This is a genomic window from Bacillus sp. 2CMS4F, from assembly GCF_023161785.1.
Taxonomy (GTDB): domain Bacteria; phylum Bacillota; class Bacilli; order Bacillales; family Bacillaceae; genus Bacillus; species Bacillus halotolerans.
This window is the reverse complement of the sequence record NZ_JALNTO010000003.1, coordinates 215,331-234,639: the sequence shown is the minus strand read 5'-3', so window position 1 is coordinate 234,639 and position 19,309 is coordinate 215,331. Positions and strand designations below refer to the sequence as shown.

Sequence of the window (19,309 nt, the reverse complement as noted above, 5' to 3'; positions counted from 1 at the left end):
TTCGATTGATGGAGAAGTCAATTCGTCCTTGTGTCAATGACAGATGCAAGCGTGGATGAACATTTTTTTGCCACTAACCTTTCCCAGGGTGGATTCCATAGGCGTGAGTACTCATCCAGTTCCCGCATAGCAGAGGAACTGCTCTATGAGGCGGGATTTACAGGGGTTGCACCATTTTTCAGCGCTTATGCCATTGGCGGGTGGTTTGCGGGGTAAGCGGATTGACACCATTTGAAGGAGAGTGAGATGATTGATGAAAAAATGGAGGAGAGATGAGAGATGCAGCCAGAAGATATTGTCCGAAGCGGTCCGAATCAATACATATGCAAACAAGGAATTGTAAAAGAGCTGCCGGCATTTGTGAAGGAATGGAAGCATCCTGTTGTTGTAACGGGCATCAAGTCGTATGAGGCGTTTCAAAAGTATGCTGCGATTCCGCCAGAGTGGAGAGTGATTCAGCATAAAGGGTACAGCTCGCCTGAAGCAATAAGGGAGATTGCGGAACAAGCGGCATCTGCTGATCTCATGATCGGGATTGGCGGCGGAACGGTGTTAGACACAGCAAAAGCCGTCGCAGATCATTTGGATATTGAAGTCATAACTGTTCCGACAATCCCGGGAACTTGCGCGGCAAGCACGCCGCTGAGCGTGATCTATGATCAAGAAGGCAACTTTATTCGAGTTGATTATCATAAACGTTCCAGCTATTTGACACTCGTTGATCCGTTATTGCTGCTTTCTTCTCCTATCGAATATGTCAAAAGCGGAATTGGCGACACGCTTGCGAAGTGGTATGAAGCGGAAGCCATTATCAGAAATACGAAGGAGCCTGTTTCATTAATGGTCGAAGCAGGGCTTAGGCAGTCTGTCTATATTCGTGATCTTTTGCTGCAGGAAAGCCTTAAGGCTGTTGAAAGCCTTGAGAGAGGGGAAGCCTCGGCTTCTTTCACAGCTGTAGCAGAAACCATTATTACATTGGCGGGAACTGTAGGCGGTTATGCCGGACGCTTCGGCAGGATGGCGGGTGCCCATGCGGTTCACAACGGTCTGAGTTTTATCCCGAAAACCCATCATGTACTGCACGGACAAAAGGTGGCGTACGGCATACTGATTCAGCTTGCGCTTGAGAAGAGAAATCAGGAAATTGAAGAGCTGATTCCATTTTATCAGCAGCTTGGCTTCCCGGTGAAACTGAGTGATTTAGGCATCCATAAGGATCAAGAGCAAGCGAAGAAAGTCATTGCGGCTCATGCGTGCAAGCCGGAAGAATCGTTATGTTTGATGGGTTCTTTTTGTGAAGCGGATGTTGTGGCGGCAATCAATGTGTTGGAATCATAAGCTAAAATAAGGGTTTTCTTATTTTAGCTTTTTTATTGTGAAATTTATTTTTTGAATATTTCAGTTATAATGGTTTTTGAACAGATAGGAGGGGCAAAGATGTATCAATCAAAGAAGGTTTTGTTGTTAGGCTCAGGTGAACTTGGGAAAGAGGTTGTGATTGAAGCCCAGCGTCTCGGGGTAGAGACGGTGGCGGTAGACAGCTACGAGCATGCTCCGGCGATGCAGGTGGCGCATAAAAGCTATGTCACTGACATGCTGGATCGTGAGCAGATCAGACACATTATTGAGAAAGAAAAACCTGATTTGATTGTGCCTGAGGTTGAGGCAATCGCGACGGATGAATTGCTGAAGCTTGAAGAGGAAGGATTTCACGTTATCCCAAATGCGCGTGCAGCAAAGCTGACGATGGATCGGGAAGGCATCAGGCGGCTTGCGGCAGAAACGCTCGATCTTGCGACGGCAGGCTATGAATTTGCGAATACATATGAAGAATTTGTACAGGCGGCAGCTCATATCGGCTTTCCTTGTGTTGTCAAACCGTTGATGAGTTCTTCGGGAAAAGGCCAAAGCGTATGCCGCTCGGAAGCGGACTTGGAGAGCTGCTGGGAGACGGCGATGGAAGGCGGACGAGTGAAGAACGGACGCGTGATCGTCGAGGAGTTTATCCCGTTCGAATCAGAAATTACACTCTTAACTGTGCGTGCAGTGAACGGTACGGTATTTTGTGCGCCGATCGGCCATGAGCAAAAGGATGGAGACTATATCGAATCATGGCAGCCTCATCATATGACAGAGCAACAAATTGAAGAGGCGGAGCATATTGCGAAAGCCATTACTGATGAGCTTGGCGGGTACGGTCTGTTTGGTGTTGAGCTTTTCCTTGCGAAAGACAAGGTATATTTTAGTGAGGTGTCTCCTCGACCGCATGATACAGGTCTTGTGACGCTGGTGACGCAAAATTTGTCGGAATTCGCGCTGCATGTCCGGGCGATTCTCGGCTTTCCGATTACAGAAATCACACAGCTATCTCCAGGCGCCAGCCGGCCCCTCAAAGCACCGGAAGAGTCAGCGGATTACACTGTTGAAGGTTTGGAAAACGCGCTGGCAGTGCCAAAGACACAAGTGCGCGTGTTTGGAAAGCCGATAACGAAGGTCGGACGCCGTATGGCGGTTGCGCTTTCTGCGGCTGACACTGTTGGAAAAGCGCGAGAGAACGCGAAGAAAGCGCTGGATCAACTATCGATTCAATAAACATGAAACAGACGGGCCTTGTCTTGATACATGGCCCGTTTTTTTATCATCCCGCCAAAAATTGTATCATAAGAATCAAATTCTTGATTATAATGTAAAAGTCTTCCAATGAAAAGGCTGGTTGACACAAAAGGAGGGGGATGACTAAAATGAGAGTAGTCTCAAGATTCAGAAAAAAATGCTTTGCAGGGTTTATGATTTTGTGTTTGGCAACGGCAGCGGCGGTATCTTTCGGAACGCCGGCAGAAGCGGCGGAGAACCCGCAAACCTCTGTCTCCAATACGGGAAAGGAAGCTGAAGTCAGCAATAACCAGACGTCGAAAGCGGAATTGGTTTCTGATCCTTATGAAGGAACCGGAAAAACAAGCAAAACATTACACGAGCTCATAGAATCAGAAAAAAACATTAAATCCTTAAAGCCTTCAAGTGTAATTGGATCTGATGAACGCGTCAGAATTTCAGGCACTACGTCATTTCCTTACAGAGCAACGGTTCAGCTATCTGTCAAATATCCCAATACCTCAAGCACTTATGGATGCACAGGCTTTTTAGTGAACCCAAATACTGTGGTAACGGCCGGACATTGTGTGTACAGCCAGGATCACGGGTGGGCTTCTTCGATCACTGCTGCGCCGGGCCGCAATGGTTCATCCTATCCATACGGCACTTATTCCGGCACGATGTTTTACTCCGTTAAAGGATGGACGGAAAGCAAAGATACCAATTATGATTACGGTGCAATAAAACTAAATGGTTCTCCTGGCAACACGGTTGGCTGGTATGGCTATAGAACAACAAACAGCAGTAGCCCCGTCGGCCTCTCTACTTCAGTTACAGGATTTCCGTGTGACAAGACTTTCGGCACCATGTGGTCTGATACAAAGCCGATTCGCTCTGCGGAAACGTATAAGCTGACTTATACAACTGATACGTACGGCTGCCAAAGCGGCTCGCCTGTTTACCGCAATTATAGTGATACGGGGCAGACGGCCATTGCAATCCATACCAACGGAGGATCGTCATATAACTTGGGAACAAGGGTGACGAATGATGTATTCAACAATATACAATATTGGGCAAAGCAATAAATACGGCAAACTGGCCGTTTTCCTTTCTATTTTGTTTTTATGCGGATGCAGCTCTCAGGCGCATTCAGATTCTGCTCAGAAAGAAACAACGATCCCTGTGACCCTTCATGTGGAAGACGATGCCGGGTTACCGATGGAAGGCGTTCAAGTGACGATTGTCAAAGCGCCGGCATCAGATCAGGAGCCGAATACAGAGATCGGTGAGATTCTCGGTTTGACAGACAAAAACGGAGACATCACATGGGATACCGGGAAAAAGGGAGAATACTCCATTGCCTTAACGAAGAATGAAGCGTCTGTGACACATCAAGTGTCATTAACAAAGGACAAAAAAGATAAGGTTATTCCATTAGTCTTTAAAGAATAGACGGTTTTCCTTCAAGTTTAGGAAGAGCGTCTTTTTTTTATTGTTCTTCGTATATGATCAAACTATATACTGGAAAATTGTTATATGAGATAATAAGAATGGGTATTTTTTCTTACAAGAAAGGGCAGTCTCCTTTCTCTATATATAAATGAAAGTCGGAGGAAAAAGAAAAAGATGAAACAGGATTCGATGCAGCTTGCCGCGGCTGAAGGCGGTACATGCTTTTACCAGGCTTATGATGAAAGCCTTTCTTTGTGGCCGATTGATTCGGAAGCTTTCTATGTTTCTACTCGTTTTGGAAAAACACATATCATGGCAAGTGGGCCAAAGGACGCACCTTCGCTCGTACTGCTTCACGGAGGGCTCTTCAGCTCTGTCATGTGGTATCCGAATATCGCCGAGTGGAGCGGTCAATATCGTACATATGCAGTCGATATAATAGGAGACAAAAATAAAAGTATACCATCAGCCTCTCTGGATACGAGAGCTGATTGCGCTCACTGGCTGAAAGATGTTTTTGATTCGCTTGGACTTAAGACAGCACATCTGGCCGGATTTTCCCTTGGCGGGCTTCATACAGTGAACTTTCTGCTTGATATGCCTGAAAGAGTGGAACGAGCGGTTGTCATGAGTCCTGCTGAAGCGTTTATATCATTTCATCCGGATGTCTATAAATATGCCGCAGGCCTTAGTGAGCCGAGCGGGGCTGATGCTTACATCAAGTGGCTGACAGCTGACCGCTATCAGCTTCATCCCATGCTGCAAAAGCAGATCAAGGCTGGAGTCAAGTGGCAGGATGAGAAAAGAAGCCTGACACCGAGAGAAAAAGGCTTCCCGTACGTGTTCACAGACGCGGAGTTAAAGTCGATCACGGTTCCGATGCTGGTGATGTTCGGTGAGCATGAGGTGATGTACCGTCAGCAAATGGCTTTAGAAAGAGCTTCTGTATTGGTTACGGGGATTCAGACGGAAATGGTTAAGAACGCGGGACACCTGTTACCTCTGGAGCAGCCGGATTATGTCAATGAACGTGTTTTGTCATTTTTAGGCGAAAATGAAATTTGCACATAAATTGAAAAGACTGGCATTCATTGTTCAAAAGGTAACAAATGTTGTATAATAATAGAATTTGAGTGCTGCTTTTTTTCTGGCAGTCTATGTTATCATGCTTAATAGAGAGATTTTTCCTGTAACGCTGATTCGATATACAACGTCGTGTTGATATAAGGTTTTTTCAATTGGAGGTTTGATTACACTGTGAATTATATACCCAGTATGATTACGATAGGAAACTTTATTTGCGGGCTTTTGGCGGTTCATTCCTTAATATTTCACAACATCCATTCAGCAGTGATTTTCATTTTTACCGGCATGTTTCTCGATTTCTTCGATGGAATGGCTGCGCGGAAGCTGAATGCTGTATCTGATATGGGGAGAGAACTGGATTCATTTGCCGATCTGGTTACATTTGGCGTGGCGCCATCCATGCTCGCCTACAGTGTCGCTTTATATGCCCTGCCGTTTATCGGGATACTATGCGCGCTGGCTTACAGTATTTGCGGAATGCTTCGGCTCTCTAAATTTAATGTTGAACAAAGCAAGCTTCCGACGTTTATCGGAATGCCGATTCCATTTGCGGCAATGTGTCTCGTCATTTTATGCTTTGTGAATAACCCGATTTTGCTGGCGCTCGGCACATGCGGGCTGTCTTATTTAATGGTGAGCAAAGTGAAATTTCCTCATTTTAAAAAACACGCAGCAGAAAATCTGGAGTCCGAAAGATGGAATTAGTGCAGCAGCTGATAGCGGATTATGGTTATCTCGCTATTTTTTTGATGCTTGTTCTTGGAATTATTGGATTGCCGATACCCGACGAAGTCATGATGACAATCGTCGGTTATTTTACGCATATTGATGTGCTGAATTATGAGCTTGCCATTTTTATCAGCTTTGTCGGAGCCCTGTTAGGGATGATGATCAGCTACATGATCGGCAGAAAGGCCGGGCGTCCGTTTATCGATAAGTATGGCAAATGGGTCGGTTTGAAAGAAAAGAGAATGCTGAAAGTAGAAAAATGGATGAAGAAATACGGACCGTATTCTCTTATATTAGGTTATTTTATTCCAGGCGTCCGGCATGTGACGTGTTATTTTTCGGGAATCGGCAAAATGGAGCTGAAAACGTATATCGCATATGCAGCGATCGGCGCCTTTTTGTGGTGCTTTATTTTTATTACAATCGGAAGGGTCATAGGGATTATTCATGTTTAATACGGCTATTAAGATTCTGTACCGATCATTGATAGAATTGACAAACCATCGATTATCATCCTGCCTGATCAAAGGATTTTGCGAATCGAAAATCAGTAAGCCGGTCATTCCGCTCTTCTCTAAACACTTTCAGATTAACTGGAATGATGTAGACGGAACGGCCGCTGACTACGGTTCGCTTTCCGAATTGTTTATTCGGAATATTAATTTGGAGCGTCGCCCTGTTTCAAAAGAGGCGCATGCTGTGGTCAGCCCCGTTGACGGTGTCGTTCAGACGATAGGGACTATCAATCATAATCAAACCTTTACGGTAAAGGGAAAAGACTACTCATTTGCTGAATTGACCGGCTGTAAAAGCGCTGATCATCAATACAACGGCGGATATTTCATCGTGCTTTATTTAAGCCCGCGGCATTACCACCGTTTTCATTCCCCGATCAGCTGCACATATCAAAAGCTGGCTGAACTCGGAAACCGTTCATACCCGGTGAATCAGTTAGGATTAAAATACGGAAAAGATGTACTGTCGAAAAATTACCGAGTTGTTTATGAGTTGAATAGCGGCAATCGAAACGTGCTGATGATTCCTGTCGGCGCGATGAATATTAACTCCATCGTGCAGACCAGCACAGGTGATCAATTGAAGATCGGCGAGGAGCTGGGGTACTTTTCATTTGGTTCAACCGTCATTTTGATCTTTGAAAAAGACGCGTTCCGGCCGTCTGCTGATGTAACAGAAGGCCAAGAAGTCCAAGTCGGGCAACTGATAGGTTATGGAGAGTAAAGAAGAGGAGCTCGCAAATGGAAGCGGCGCCTCTTTTTTTGAAGAAAGGTGAGAGTGATGGAAAAACAAATCGTCAGCTGGATCACACATTATCAGCAAACCGGAGATGGAGCGGCTCTTCACAAGGTGCAGGAAGCGTGCTGGCCGATTGTGGAAACAGTTCTGCAAGAGGCGGCAACTGATGCAGAGCAAGTGAACGATTTGCGCCAAAAAGGATTGGAGCGGTTTCCATTCATCATCAGCAAATACCAATCGGATGTGCAGCTTCCGGTTGAAACGTTTTTGAGAAATACGTATCGGTTTTATTTTCATCAGGCAATGAAAGGCTCTTAAAAAAACGGCTTCTATCAGCAGAAGCTTTTTTTTATAACTGAAAAGGAAACTTTTTCTATAACTATCTCGTAACTACTAGAGAACCTAGCAGAAAAGGAGAGATAGAATTGAAACATAAGTTAGTAAAAATGACTTTGCCGCTGCTGATCGTCTGTCTGGCATTTTCTTCTTTTGCGGCGCCCGCCCGTGCTGCTTCTGAAGAAAAACATTGGGATCGCTGGATTGAACGGAATGCCCATCCGCTGGATTCTTCCGATGCTTCAAACAAAGATCTTCGATTTCTGAGGAAAGTGCTGAAAGGAAAACGAATCGTCCAGTTAGGAGAAACCACACATGGCTCAGGTGAGATGAATGCAACAAAGGTCCGCATGATCAAATACCTCCACGAAGAACTGGGATATGATGTACTGGCCTTTGAGTCTGGCTTTCCCGAAGCAAATGCATCCTACCTTCACATGGATCAATTAACCCCGAAGAGCATGATGAAACAATCCATTTACCCCGTATGGCACACAGAAGATGTGGTTGAACTGTTTGATTATATGAAAGCGCAAAAAGAGAAAGGCGATCCGCTTATTCTCACTGGATTTGATATTCAAAGCCTGAGGAATTCATTTGCCGGTGCTGCGAATCAATGGGTAAAGGCAGCGGACCCTGAAAAAGCCGAGCTGCTTTCTCAATCAGAAAATGATTTTTTCAGCTTAGTGTCAAACAGCAAAACGATGGAAGAATTTACGCAAAAGAAGGAAGCGCTTGTAACAAACTACCGGGAGCTTATCAAGTTCGCTGACACACATGCTTCAACGCTAAAAGCGCACCTTCCGAAAGAGCCGAAAGCTTATGAGATCTTTGTGCATTCCCTTCAGTTGAGAATTGACGTAATGGAAACATACATGCTGGAAGAAATGAAAGAAAAGCTAATGGATTATCCGGAGAATATGGAGGATTTTTCATTCTTTATGAGAGACCGCATGATGGCCGAACAATTTCAGTGGGTTGCAGAAACGCTTTATCCAAAAAAGAAGATCATCGTCTGGGGGCACAATTACCATCTTCGCAAACAGAATACCAAAATGATAAAGGACTGGGTACAGCTAAACGGACCTAACATGGGTGATTATTTGCCTGAGCGGCTGAAAAAACAGACCTATACCATTGGAATCTATGCGTACTCTGGAGCCAGTCTGGATAGCTCCGATAATAAGACCGTTAATCCGGTAACAAGCCCGCCGCCGGCTGGAAGTCTTGAAGACTTGCTGAAAGCTGCGAACCATCCATCGGTCTTTGTTGATTTTCTCCATACCAAAAAAAGCAAAGGAACTTCATGGATGTATACCCCCCGTACAGCGCTATATTGGGGTTTCAAGGAGGAGCAAATGATACTGAAGGAACAATATGACGGTGTGATTTGGCTGGAGCATATAACGCCTTCTGTTATTATAAAGTAAAGTGGCATAACCCTGTGCTAAACACAGGGTTATGATTTTAATAATAATTTTTGTTATAGTTATCTGACAACTATCCATGATAATACATAAAACAATTAGCGAATTAATGGAAAATACTATTGTTTTTCCGCAAACCCGCTCGCCTCCTGGGTTTGTAAGAGTTTGGATATTTTTATCAGTCTGGGCGGATGTGTTCATCTTTGAGGTGTTTTCCTGTATGATATAGTAAGAGTGTGCATAACAACTAACTATATCATTGAACAGGGTGTTTATATCATGGAAAAACAATACAGAGTATTACTTTACTATAAATATGTTCCGATTGAAGAGCCGGAGGTGTTTAGAGAGCAGCATCTGGCTTTTTGTAAGGAGCTTGGTTTGTTAGGCCGTATTCTTGTATCAGCTGAAGGGATTAACGGTACGGTATCAGGTACGTTTGAACAGACTGAAAAATATATGCAAGCGATGAAAGCTGATCCTCGTTTTGCGGATATGGTGTTCAAGATTGATGAAGAAGAAAATCATGCGTTCAAGAAAATGTTCGTCCGTCATAAAAAAGAGCTTGTGACGCTTCGCCTTGAGGATGATGTGGATCCAAATGAAACAACAGGAAAGCATTTGAAGCCTAAAGAATTCTTTGAAAAGATGCAGGATCCTGATACAGTCGTCCTTGATGCGCGTAATGATTATGAATATGATCTCGGCCATTTTAGAGGAGCTGTCCGTCCTGACATCGAGGCGTTCCGTGAATTGCCAGAATGGATCGAAGAAAATAAAGAGATGCTTGAAGGCAAAAAGATTTTGACATACTGTACGGGCGGCGTGCGCTGTGAAAAATTCTCAGGCTGGCTGATGAAGCAAGGCTTTGAAGACGTATCACAGCTTGACGGCGGAATCGTCACATACGGAAAAGATCCTGAGGTGCAAGGAAAGCTTTGGGACGGCCAATGCTACGTATTCGATGAAAGAATCAGCGTGCCGGTCAACCGTGTCGAGCATGTCATTGTCGGAAAAGACTACTTTACAGGTGAACCGTGTGAACGGTATGTCAACTGTGCAAATCCATCATGCAATAAGAAAATCATATGCACACCGGAAAATGAATACAAATATATGCGCAGCTGCAGCCACGAATGCCGCACGAACCCAAGAAACTTATATGTACAAGAACACAATATGACGGCGGAAGAAGTTAGCGCCAGACTTGCAGCGATTGAAAAAGAAGAGCACGCTGCCGCTGAATAATATGGAAAGAACACCTCTCATGCAGAGAGGTGTTCTTTTTTTACATGCTTTCCGTTTGTCCGTTTGCGGCGGCCCATTCTTTTTGGCGGAAGGCCTTTTCCCATTTAGAAACCACGATGCAGGCGACCGCGTGTCCCGGTACATTCACACCTGTTCGGGCCATATCCATGATGCGGTCCACGCCTGCAATAATGGCGACGCCTTCGGCAGGCAGCCCCACAGCGTTTGCAGTCGCCAAAAGAACGACAAGGGAGCCCGACGGAACAGCAGCGATGCCTTTGCTGGTCATGACAAGCACAAGCATCATGAGAAGCTGCTGTGACAGCGTCATGTCTACATTGAAGGCCTGTGCCAAGAATATACAGGAAACCGATAAGTATAGGCTTGATCCGTCACAATTCAGCGATAAGCCGGAAGGAACGACAAATGATACCACCCGCTTCGGACAGCCGTATTTCTCCATTCGATCCATAAGCTGAGGAAGAACGGTTTCGGTGCTGGTTGTAGAAAACGCAATCAGAAACAGATCCCATATCATTTTCAGCACTTCAAAATACTTAATGTGAAAGATGAGACCAACAAGCGGAAAGAGGACAAAGAGGATCAGAAACAGACCAAGAAAAACAGTACCGACCAATTTAAACATGGGGAGGAGGAGTTCGATGCCATATTGGCCTACAGAGGCGGCCATTAGGGCAAGCACGCCGATAGGAGCGGTCACCATGACGATTTGCGTCAGTTTAAACATAATCTGAGCGACCGATTCAAAAAAAATCATCACTGGTTCAGAGGCTTTGCCGATGCCAGCGGCGGCGACACCGAATAAAATCGCAAAGAAAATGACAGCGAGTAAATCGTTTCTGGCCATGACATCAATAATGTTTGTCGGGATAATATCGAGGATCATTTGTTTGATATCCACGACTTTCTCTGTATAGCCGGAAAGTTCATGAATATCTTTTTTCGCTAAGTGAGAAAGATCCAGCCCGACGCCCGGTTTTAAGACATTTGCCAATAAAAGTCCCAGGCCCAGCACCAAAGTGGTGATCACTTCAAACCAGATAATGGTCTTTACGCCGAGGCTGCCCATCTTTTTCATACTTCCGCTTCCAGCAGCTCCGATGACAATGGTAGAAAATACAATCGGCACGACAATCATTTTAATCAAGCGGATAAATCCGTCACCGACAGGCCTGAGCGCCATTCCGAAATCAGGAAAAAAGTGGCCGATTACTGCGCCGATAGCCAATGCGATTAAAATTTGAAACGCGATAAATTTTTTCAAATGAATCCCCCTTTAGAATGATATGATGAGGCTTATTCATACCATTCGTGAATCAAATGCAAACCCCTTTTTTAAAAATTTATTTTGATAGCGCTTTCATTATGTTGGATAAAAAGTCCCCCCTCGTCAGGGGGACTTTTTACTTCATGTTCATACGGTTCATTTGTTCCTCAGATACATTTGTGAAAATAATAGGCGTTATGGCGGAAGCGGCATGCTGCTTAATGTAATTCAGATCAAAGGTTAGAAGCAGTTCGCCTTGTTTGACGGTTTGGCCGCTCGTGACATGAGCTTCAAAGCCTTCTCCGTTCAGCTTCACCGTATCAATGCCGACATGAATCAACATTTCCGTGCCGCCAGCGCTTGTAAAGCCAATGGCGTGCTTTGTCGGAAATATCGATACAATCTCGCCGTCAGCGGGGGCAACGACTTTTCCTTCTGTTGGATCAATCGCAAAACCCTCACCCATCATTTTTTCTGAAAATACCTGGTCAGGCACGTCGGATAGGGAGAGTTTTTCTCCTTGTACCGGATATATAAAAGACTCTTCGGCAGGAGGCTCCTGCTGGGTCTCGGCTTCAGCATCAAGCGCCGCGGCGGCAGCCGGGACACCTCCAGCTATAATCGTTTTGATATCATCTTTTAAAGCATCTGACTTTGTGCCGAAAATCGCTTGGAAGTTGTTGTTCACTTCTAACACACCGACCGCCCCAAGCTGCTTTAGTTCGTCTTTGTTTACTTGGCTTGGCTGATGAACGGTGACACGCAGCCTTGTAATACATGCGTCGAGGTTGGCGATATTTTGCTGGCCGCCCAGCGCCTGCAATACGTGGAAGGCGAGCTGGTCTTTTGAAACAGGAGATTTGGCTTCACTTTGATCACCTTCATCTGCTTCACGGCCGGGTGTTTTCAGATTCCATTTCAAAATCGCATAACGGAACAAATAGTAATAAATAAAGGTGAAGACGATCCCGACAGGAATGACGACCCAGCCCTTTGTCGAAAGCCCGTAATTCAGCACATAGTCAATTCCGCCGCCGGAGAAGGTGTAGCCGTGACGGACATGGAACAGATCACACACGACAAAGATGACGCCGGCAAGAATAGAGTTTATTAAATAAAGCACAGGCGCGACGAACAAGAAAGCAAATTCAACTGGCTCTGTAATTCCAGTGAGCATAGACGTAAGCGCTGCTGAAATCATGACGCCGGAAATCATTTTCTTTTTTTCGGGCCGCGCGGTATGGATGATGGCAAGCGCGATTGCCGGCAGACAGAAAATCATGTAAGGGAAATCGCCCATCATAAAACGTCCCGCAGTCGGGTCTCCGGCGAAAAATCTTGTCAGATCGCCGGTTACGGTATTGCCTGTTGATGGATCTGTGTATTCGCCCATCATAAAATAGAAAGGTGTATAAAAAATATGATGCAGTCCAAAAGGAATCAGTAAGCGATAGATTGTCGCATAAAAGAACAGGCCGACCGTTGAATCGGCAATTAAGCTGCTGGCGGCGTTTATTCCGTTTTGAATTAGCGGCCAAACAAATGAGAAAATAACACCGATGACCAATGAACTGACCGAAGTAATAATCGGGACAAATCGTTTTCCTGAGAAAAATCCAAGAACGGGATGCAGCTCTATTGATGAAAAACGCTTGTACAAATATGCGGCAAGCAGCCCGATGATAATGCCGCCGAATACCCCCATATCAATCAGATGCTCGGCCCCTTCATAAGGAGGCTGAAGGCCGAGTAATTTTCCCATGTTATCCAGCGTGACGGTTAAAATCAAGTATCCGATGACAGCGGCAAGTCCGGCCACTCCTTCGCCGCCAGCTAAACCAATCGCGACACCTACGGCAAAAATCAGCGGCAGGTTATCGAATACAACGCCGCCTGCATCCTTTATAATAGGAATGTTAAGTAAATCCTTGTCACCGAAACGGAGCAGCAGGCCGGCTGCCGGCAGGACGGCAACCGGAGTCATCAAAGCGCGGCCGAGCTGTTGCAGAATTTGAAATGCCTTTTTAAACATAACAGTCTCCTTCTATTTGTTTTATAAGGATGATAAGTTCTTCAGTTTTTGAGCTGCTTTTTGATCGGCGATAACGGTTACATGATTGTGTTTTTGAAGAATTGAGGCCGGTACGTCCGGCGTCACAGGGCCTTCAGCCATTTTTTGGATCGCGTCCGCTTTTTCCTCGCCATTTGCTAATAACACAATGTGTTTACTGAATTCCATGATCGTTTTGATGCCCATTGAAACGGCAAGCCTCGGCACAAGTACAGGATCGCCGCCGAAAAATCTGGCATTTGCCTGTATCGTGCTTTCAGACAGCCTGACGATTCGTGTCCGGTCCTCAAAATCAGAGCCGGGTTCATTAAAGCCAATATGGCCATTCGAGCCGATGCCAAGGATTTGCACATCAATGCCTCCCGCCTGGCGGATAAGTTCCTCATACACTTTGCACTCAGCCTCAAGCTGGGGATTGTCTCCTTGCGGGATATGAACATGGTCAGGCTGAACATTGATATGCTGAAAAAGATGCTCGTGCATAAATTTGTTATAACTTTGTGGATGAGATGGAGACAGGCCTGCGTATTCATCCAAATTAAATGTTATAACCTTTGAAAAATCAATTTCGCCTGCCTGATAGTCTGAAATGAGCTGTTTGTACAAGCCGATCGGCGTGCTGCCGGTAGCCAGGCCAAGAACGGCATCTTTCTTTGCCTGTACATATTCCTTAATCATGTTAGCGCTTAACTTACAGAGATCTTCATAATGATCAGCAACGATAATCTTCATCTGACACCCCCTCAATGAAATAGACAAGCACCATATTTGTTATGATCAATTTATGATATTTGTCATTACGAATTTAGCACCATCGCCATAAAATTGTCAACGTTATTTTCTGAAAATTTGTTACAAAAGGAAGTACAAATCTTTCAAAATAGGAAAGCAGATGGTATTATGGTTTCATTCAAAAAGATCGGTTTACATACAGAATGGGGAGGATGAAATGGCAGCTTTATATTCTGTTATCAAATTTAAAATCATTGAATTAATCAAGTCGGGCAAATATCAGGCGAATGATCAGCTGCCGACAGAGAGCGAGTTTTGCGAGCAATATGATGTCAGCAGAACAACTGTAAGGCTGGCTTTGCAGCAGCTTGAGCTTGAAGGATATATTCAGAGAATCCAGGGAAAAGGAACATTTGTATCGGCAGCTAAAATCCAAACGCCGATTCCGCATAAGATTACGAGTTTTGCAGAACAAATGAGAGGGCTGCGTTCTGAGTCAAAAGTGCTTGAACTTGTGGTGATCCCTGCCGATCATTCCATAGCCGAGCTGCTGAAAATGAAAGAGAATGAGCCTGTCAACAAGCTTGTCAGAGTCAGATACGCCGAGGGTGAGCCTTTGCAATACCATACCTCATATATACCTTGGAAAGCGGCACCGGGGCTGGTGCAGGAAGAGTGCACCGGATCTCTGTTTGAATTATTAAGAACAAAATACAATATCGAAATCAGCAGGGGGACGGAATCGATCGAACCGATTTTAACGGATGAAACGATCAGCGGGCACCTGTTAACCAATGTTGGAGCGCCTGCATTTTTATCGGAATCCCTCACCTATGACAAAAATGAAGAAGTAGTAGAATATGCACAAATTATTACACGAGGAGACCGAACGAAATTCACCGTAGAACAGTCATATCAATTGTAAAGCAATGGGAGATAAAGAAAACGCTTTATTGTTTTAGGAAGTGATGAGGAGGACTGGTTCTATGTTTCTATTGATGAATGAGAAAGTGGTGTGGGGGTCTGTCTTTGCGGCTGTCATACTCTCTATGGTGTTTTATCCTTTTCTTCCGGCAGATATGCCGATTCATTATGATGTAACGAACAGCCCGGATTTGACGGTCAACAAGCTGGCTGGAACAGCTATTTTGCCGGCCTTGATGATTGTTTTTGCATTGGCGCGGAAGGTCAACTGGCAGTTAGGGATCGCGGTTTATATTCTGCTGATTGGTCATGCTGTCATTTTGTTTTTAGCAGTTTAACGAAAACAGCCGGAAAAATCTCTGGCTGTTTTTTCTATAACTTCACCTTCATCTTACACTAAATGTAGTGTATAATAGCCGAAGACGATAAAGAATATTCTGACATTTGTATTTGAGCCCTCTTATATCAAATGAGAACGGAAAACCGCCTGTAAAAAAGAAAGGCATTACCGATTTGCAGCTCAAAATTGACAGAAAATTTAAACAAATTCATCTAGAAAGGTGTGCTTATCAGTGAACAAGCTTATTGAACGAGAGAAAATCACATCAAAGAAGGAAAAACCAGACCCTTCATCCTTAGGGTTCGGCAAATACTTTACAGATTATATGTTTGTGATGGATTATGAGGAGGAAAAGGGCTGGCATCGTCCAAGACTTACTCCTTATGCACCGATTATGCTCGATCCGTCCTCTTCTGTTTTCCATTACGGCCAGGCTGTTTTTGAAGGTTTGAAAGCATACAGAACTGAAGATGGCAGGGTGCTGCTGTTCAGGCCGGAGCAAAATATGAAAAGGCTGAACAGATCATGTCAGCGAATGAGTATGCCTCCTTTAGACGAAGAGCTGGTGCTGGAGGCACTGACGCAATTGGTCGAGCTGGAAAAAGAGTGGGTTCCGAGGGAAAAGGGAACGTCGCTGTATATTCGTCCGTTTGTTATTGCCACTGAACCGAGTCTCGGTGTAAAGGCGTCAAAAAACTATACATTTATGATCGTGCTTTCGCCTGTCGGCTCTTACTATGGCGATCAGCTGCAGCCGATTAACATCTATGTGGAAGATGAGTTTGTGCGGGCAGTTAATGGCGGAGTCGGAAATGCCAAGACGTCAGGAAATTACGCGGCGAGTCTTCAGGCGCAGCAGAAGGCGAATGAATTAGGCTATGATCAGGTGCTGTGGCTGGATGCCATTGAAAAGAAATACGCGGAAGAAGTAGGGAGTATGAATATCTTTTTCGTCATAAATGGAGAAGTTGTGACTCCTGCATTAAGCGGAAGTATTTTGAGCGGGATTACACGAGCTTCTGCTATTGAGCTGATCCGAAGCTGGGGCATCCCGGTCCGGGAAGAAAGGATATCGATCGATGATATCTATGCAGCCTCCGCACGAGGAGAATTGACAGAGGTATTCGGCACAGGTACGGCTGCAGTTGTTACGCCTGTCGGCGAACTCAATATTCATGGAAGAACGGTGATTGTGAACGACAGGCAAATAGGAGAAATCTCAAAAAAGCTGTATCAAACGATAACCGATATTCAGCTTGGAAAAGTGAAAGATCCGTTTCGTTGGACAGTGGAAGTATGAGGATAGAAAAAGAACCTGCCTTGGGGCAGGTTCTTTTATTTTGAATGGGTCATATCAGCGGCCGGACGGCTTTTGCGGTTTTTCGTGTAATACACCGCATAGCAGATGGCCATAAACGGCACACCGCAATATAACGCGATTCTTTGATTCGGATCAAAGGCAATGCCAATCACGGATGCCAGACATAAAAGAAATGCGGCAATCGGCACAAATGGGTACCAAGGCGTTCGGTATTTTAAATCTGTGACCTTGTTTCCCGCTTCCAGATACCGTTTTCTGAACATGAATTGAGAAGCGGCGATGCCCATCCAAACGACAACGACGGCAAAGCCGGAAATCGACACGAGTATAACGTACACCGTGTCTGGCGCAAATACGCTGGACAGTAATGACAGGATGCCGCCAATCATGCTGAACACCAGCGCGTTTAGCGGGATTCCCTTTGATGTCAGCTTTGCAAATGTTGGGTGAAGCGTCTGTTCTTTTGACAGTGACCAAAGCATACGGGACGAAGCGTAAAGTCCGGAATTAGCGGCTGACAGGATGGCTGTCAGAATGACAAAGTTCATGATGTCAGCTGCGTATGGTACACCGACTCTGTCAAAGACTGCAACGAATGGGCTTTTGATAACGCCCGCTTCTTGAATCGGAATCAGCCCTGAGAGTACAAAAATGGTTCCAATAAAAAAGAGTGAGAGGCGCCAGACCGTTGTTTTAATCGCTTTTGGTATGGTCTTGTCGGGATCGACGCTTTCACCCGCGGCAATTCCGATCAGCTCAGTTCCCGAGAAGGCAAAGTTGACAGACAGCATGGTCATGAAAATGGGGACAAATCCATTCGGAAAGAGCCCGCCTTCCGCTGTGAAGTTTGACAGCATCGGAGCGGCGCCCCCGTCTTTGATCGGGATGATGCCGAACATAGCGGCGCCGCCTAAAAGAATAAATAATACGATGGCTAATACTTTAATGCTGGAAAACCAAAACTCTGATTCAGCGAAAAACTTAACTGAAAACGCGTTGAGCAAGAAAATCAACAAAGCAAAAACGGCGCTCCACATCCAAACAGACGTATCGGGGAACCAGCGCTGCATTAGCAGGCCTGCCGCTGTGAACTCAGATCCCAATGCAACGGCCCATGTGAGCCAGTACAGCCAGGCGACCGTAAAACCTGTGCCCGGCCCTATGTATGTTGCTGCATAGGTATGAAACGCGCCTGTCACTGGCATGGCTACAGACAATTCGCCAAGGCACAGCATGACCAAATAGACAATTCCCGCGCCGACTAAGTACGCAAGGATGGTTCCGGCAGGGCCTGCTTGCTGTATGGTATAGCCTGAACTTAAGAACAGACCGGTTCCGATGACGCCTCCTAATGAAAGCATAAAGAGGTGTCTGCTTTTCATACTTCTCTGAAAGTTTGTCTCATTCTTGTTGTGAGCGGATTTCATCTTTTTCCAACTTTCTATACGGCGATTTGATGGCTTCCTAATAAAAAATCTCATGTCAGCGGGTGACACGAGATTCCGGCAAGCTGGCTTTTAGGTTAGAATATACAAACTATTCCGATAAGTCAAGTGGTTTTTAAAGTCCGGGCCCAGCCGGCGATTTCTTTAATATCCTCCGGTTTTGTCCGGCAGCAGCCGCCAATCAGCTTTGCTCCGTTTTCATACCAGATGCGGGCGCTTTGTCCGTAAGGCTCGCCGCATGCTGCGCCGTTCCACGTTTTGGTGTCCGGATCATACTGTTCGCCTGAATTCGGATAGACGATAATCGGTTTAGAAGTGTTCTTCTTTAGCTCAGCAATCAATGAAGGGATATGCTGAAGCGGAGTGCAGTTGATCCCGACCGCCGCCGCTTGGCTGTGCTGATCAAGCCATGACGCGCATTCAGCGGCAGGGGTTCCGTCACTGATATGCAGACCGTCTTTCGCGCTGAAGCTGAACCACGCATATGTTTCAGGAAATTCCTTCAGCAGACGGACAATTGCTTTTGCCTCAGTAAGACATGGAATCGTTTCACATGCCAAAACATCCGCACCGGCGTCAATCAGGGCTTTCATACGGGGGCGGTGAAATTCAGCCAGCTCATCCTCAGAGATTCCGTAGTTTCCGCGATACTCGGAGCCATCCGCAAGATAGGCGCCATACGGGCCGACAGAGGCCGCAACGATCGGTTTTGGCCGATTCAAGCGGTTACCTTTCTGTGCCCAAAATTCATCACGGGCTTCGGCCGCGATGCTGACGGACATCTGGATAAGCCGGCGGGCTTCCGCTTCGCTGAGCCCGCGTGCGGCAAAGCCTTCAAACGTAGACTGATAGCTGGCGGTGATCGCACAGTCGGCGCCTGCCGCAAAATAATCAGTATGAACTTGTTTAATCAGGTCCGGCTGCTCCATCAGAATTTTTGCCGACCAGAGACTGTCATTCAAGTTGCAGCCTTTGCGTTCAAGCTCGGTTGCCATCGCGCCGTCTAACACGATAAGCGGGTATGTATCTAATAGATGCTGAATTGGATTCATAGGCTGTTT

The 19,309-nt window shown here is 45.6% G+C and carries 19 protein-coding genes; 14 read left to right on the top strand and 5 right to left on the bottom strand.

Features of this window, described 5'->3' with window-relative positions:
- Window positions 1–279: 279 nt before the first annotated feature.
- The 11 genes from MTN95_RS07890 (at window position 280) to trhO (ending at window position 10,127) form a co-directional block, all read left to right on the top strand.
- Window positions 280–1,338, top strand: a complete 1,059-nt coding sequence (locus MTN95_RS07890) for an iron-containing alcohol dehydrogenase family protein (RefSeq protein WP_248337621.1) — start codon at window positions 280–282, stop codon at window positions 1,336–1,338.
- Window positions 1,339–1,437: 99 nt separating this feature from the next.
- Window positions 1,438–2,592: a phosphoribosylglycinamide formyltransferase 2 gene (purT, locus tag MTN95_RS07885; protein ID WP_248337619.1), complete on the top strand. Its 1,155-nt coding sequence runs from the start codon at window positions 1,438–1,440 to the stop codon at window positions 2,590–2,592.
- Between the two features lie 149 nt (window positions 2,593–2,741).
- Entirely contained in the window at window positions 2,742–3,680 is a 939-nt protein-coding gene (locus tag MTN95_RS07880; RefSeq protein WP_105955631.1) for a trypsin-like serine peptidase, read from the top strand.
- Window positions 3,643–4,047, top strand: a complete 405-nt coding sequence (locus tag MTN95_RS07875; RefSeq protein ID WP_105991822.1) for a DUF2606 family protein — start codon at window positions 3,643–3,645, stop codon at window positions 4,045–4,047. The genes MTN95_RS07880 and MTN95_RS07875 overlap by 38 nt, the downstream gene beginning before the upstream one ends.
- Window positions 4,048–4,221: 174 nt before the next feature.
- Window positions 4,222–5,118: an alpha/beta fold hydrolase gene (locus MTN95_RS07870; RefSeq protein WP_248337617.1), complete on the top strand. Its 897-nt coding sequence runs from the start codon at window positions 4,222–4,224 to the stop codon at window positions 5,116–5,118.
- A gap of 186 nt (window positions 5,119–5,304) precedes the next feature.
- Window positions 5,305–5,838 (top strand): CDP-diacylglycerol--serine O-phosphatidyltransferase, encoded by a 534-nt coding sequence (pssA, locus tag MTN95_RS07865; RefSeq protein WP_024120065.1) that lies wholly within the window; start codon window positions 5,305–5,307, stop codon window positions 5,836–5,838.
- Window positions 5,829–6,317 carry a DedA family protein gene (locus MTN95_RS07860; protein WP_024120066.1) on the top strand — a complete coding sequence of 163 codons (489 nt, stop codon included), beginning with the start codon at window positions 5,829–5,831 and terminating at the stop codon, window positions 6,315–6,317. The genes pssA and MTN95_RS07860 overlap by 10 nt, the downstream gene beginning before the upstream one ends.
- Entirely contained in the window at window positions 6,310–7,101 is a 792-nt protein-coding gene (locus MTN95_RS07855) for a phosphatidylserine decarboxylase (protein WP_248337615.1), read from the top strand. Before MTN95_RS07860 ends, MTN95_RS07855 begins: the two co-directional genes overlap by 8 nt.
- A 57-nt stretch (window positions 7,102–7,158) precedes the next feature.
- Complete coding sequence (locus MTN95_RS07850) at window positions 7,159–7,434, top strand: hypothetical protein (RefSeq protein WP_024120068.1); 276 nt, start codon at window positions 7,159–7,161, stop codon at window positions 7,432–7,434.
- A gap of 128 nt (window positions 7,435–7,562) precedes the next feature.
- A complete protein-coding gene (locus MTN95_RS07845) occupies window positions 7,563–8,882 on the top strand; it encodes an erythromycin esterase family protein (protein ID WP_396022369.1) in 1,320 nt (439 codons plus the stop codon).
- A 276-nt stretch (window positions 8,883–9,158) separates the two neighbouring features.
- Window positions 9,159–10,127, top strand: a complete 969-nt coding sequence (trhO, locus tag MTN95_RS07840) for an oxygen-dependent tRNA uridine(34) hydroxylase TrhO (protein WP_105991818.1) — start codon at window positions 9,159–9,161, stop codon at window positions 10,125–10,127.
- A gap of 40 nt (window positions 10,128–10,167) precedes the next feature.
- Here trhO and gltP read toward each other — a convergent pair whose 3' ends face one another.
- The 3 genes from gltP to nagB all read right to left on the bottom strand — a co-directional run bounded on the left by gltP (window position 10,168) and on the right by nagB (window position 14,218).
- Window positions 10,168–11,412, bottom strand: a complete 1,245-nt coding sequence (gltP, locus tag MTN95_RS07835; RefSeq protein WP_248337611.1) for a dicarboxylate/amino acid:cation symporter — start codon at window positions 11,410–11,412, stop codon at window positions 10,168–10,170.
- Window positions 11,413–11,551: 139 nt separating this feature from the next.
- Window positions 11,552–13,447, bottom strand: a complete 1,896-nt coding sequence (gene ptsG / locus MTN95_RS07830; protein ID WP_248337609.1) for a glucose-specific PTS transporter subunit IIBC — start codon at window positions 13,445–13,447, stop codon at window positions 11,552–11,554.
- Between the two features lie 21 nt (window positions 13,448–13,468).
- Window positions 13,469–14,218 (bottom strand): glucosamine-6-phosphate deaminase, encoded by a 750-nt coding sequence (nagB, locus tag MTN95_RS07825; protein ID WP_248337607.1) that lies wholly within the window; start codon window positions 14,216–14,218, stop codon window positions 13,469–13,471.
- A 217-nt stretch (window positions 14,219–14,435) separates the two neighbouring features.
- Between nagB and gamR the strand changes: the two genes are divergently transcribed.
- From gamR to MTN95_RS07810, 3 genes are all read left to right on the top strand, one after another.
- Window positions 14,436–15,143 carry a transcriptional regulator GamR gene (gene gamR, locus MTN95_RS07820; RefSeq protein ID WP_248337605.1) on the top strand — a complete coding sequence of 236 codons (708 nt, stop codon included), beginning with the start codon at window positions 14,436–14,438 and terminating at the stop codon, window positions 15,141–15,143.
- Window positions 15,144–15,204: 61 nt separating this feature from the next.
- Window positions 15,205–15,480 carry a DUF1648 domain-containing protein gene (locus tag MTN95_RS07815; protein WP_227599076.1) on the top strand — a complete coding sequence of 92 codons (276 nt, stop codon included), beginning with the start codon at window positions 15,205–15,207 and terminating at the stop codon, window positions 15,478–15,480.
- A gap of 234 nt (window positions 15,481–15,714) precedes the next feature.
- Entirely contained in the window at window positions 15,715–16,782 is a 1,068-nt protein-coding gene (locus MTN95_RS07810) for a branched-chain amino acid aminotransferase (RefSeq protein ID WP_248337603.1), read from the top strand.
- A gap of 35 nt (window positions 16,783–16,817) precedes the next feature.
- Here MTN95_RS07810 and mmuP read toward each other — a convergent pair whose 3' ends face one another.
- Window positions 16,818–18,230 (bottom strand): S-methylmethionine permease, encoded by a 1,413-nt coding sequence (gene mmuP / locus MTN95_RS07805; protein WP_101860213.1) that lies wholly within the window; start codon window positions 18,228–18,230, stop codon window positions 16,818–16,820.
- Between the two features lie 122 nt (window positions 18,231–18,352).
- The gene (mmuM, locus tag MTN95_RS07800; protein WP_248337601.1) at window positions 18,353–19,300 is read right to left on the bottom strand and encodes a homocysteine S-methyltransferase; all 948 of its coding nucleotides are present in this window, start codon (window positions 19,298–19,300) and stop codon (window positions 18,353–18,355) included.
- Between the last annotated feature and the right edge of the window lie 9 nt (window positions 19,301–19,309).

What these genes read in the sequence shown, in the direction of transcription:
- MTN95_RS07890 (WP_248337621.1), top strand. Translation starts at nt 280, where the DNA reads ATGCAGCCAGAAGATATTGTCCGAAGCGGTCCGAATCAATACATATGC.
- purT (WP_248337619.1), top strand. Translation starts at nt 1,438, where the DNA reads ATGTATCAATCAAAGAAGGTTTTGTTGTTAGGCTCAGGTGAACTTGGG.
- MTN95_RS07880 (WP_105955631.1), top strand. Translation starts at nt 2,742, where the DNA reads ATGAGAGTAGTCTCAAGATTCAGAAAAAAATGCTTTGCAGGGTTTATG.
- MTN95_RS07875 (WP_105991822.1), top strand. Translation starts at nt 3,643, where the DNA reads ATGTATTCAACAATATACAATATTGGGCAAAGCAATAAATACGGCAAA.
- MTN95_RS07870 (WP_248337617.1), top strand. Translation starts at nt 4,222, where the DNA reads ATGAAACAGGATTCGATGCAGCTTGCCGCGGCTGAAGGCGGTACATGC.
- MTN95_RS07860 (WP_024120066.1), top strand. Translation starts at nt 5,829, where the DNA reads ATGGAATTAGTGCAGCAGCTGATAGCGGATTATGGTTATCTCGCTATT.
- MTN95_RS07855 (WP_248337615.1), top strand. Translation starts at nt 6,310, where the DNA reads ATGTTTAATACGGCTATTAAGATTCTGTACCGATCATTGATAGAATTG.
- MTN95_RS07850 (WP_024120068.1), top strand. Translation starts at nt 7,159, where the DNA reads ATGGAAAAACAAATCGTCAGCTGGATCACACATTATCAGCAAACCGGA.
- MTN95_RS07845 (WP_396022369.1), top strand. Translation starts at nt 7,563, where the DNA reads ATGACTTTGCCGCTGCTGATCGTCTGTCTGGCATTTTCTTCTTTTGCG.
- trhO (WP_105991818.1), top strand. Translation starts at nt 9,159, where the DNA reads ATGGAAAAACAATACAGAGTATTACTTTACTATAAATATGTTCCGATT.
- ptsG (WP_248337609.1), bottom strand. Translation starts at nt 13,447, where the DNA reads ATGTTTAAAAAGGCATTTCAAATTCTGCAACAGCTCGGCCGCGCTTTG.
- nagB (WP_248337607.1), bottom strand. Translation starts at nt 14,218, where the DNA reads ATGAAGATTATCGTTGCTGATCATTATGAAGATCTCTGTAAGTTAAGC.
- gamR (WP_248337605.1), top strand. Translation starts at nt 14,436, where the DNA reads ATGGCAGCTTTATATTCTGTTATCAAATTTAAAATCATTGAATTAATC.
- MTN95_RS07815 (WP_227599076.1), top strand. Translation starts at nt 15,205, where the DNA reads ATGTTTCTATTGATGAATGAGAAAGTGGTGTGGGGGTCTGTCTTTGCG.
- mmuP (WP_101860213.1), bottom strand. Translation starts at nt 18,230, where the DNA reads ATGAAATCCGCTCACAACAAGAATGAGACAAACTTTCAGAGAAGTATG.
- mmuM (WP_248337601.1), bottom strand. Translation starts at nt 19,300, where the DNA reads ATGAATCCAATTCAGCATCTATTAGATACATACCCGCTTATCGTGTTA.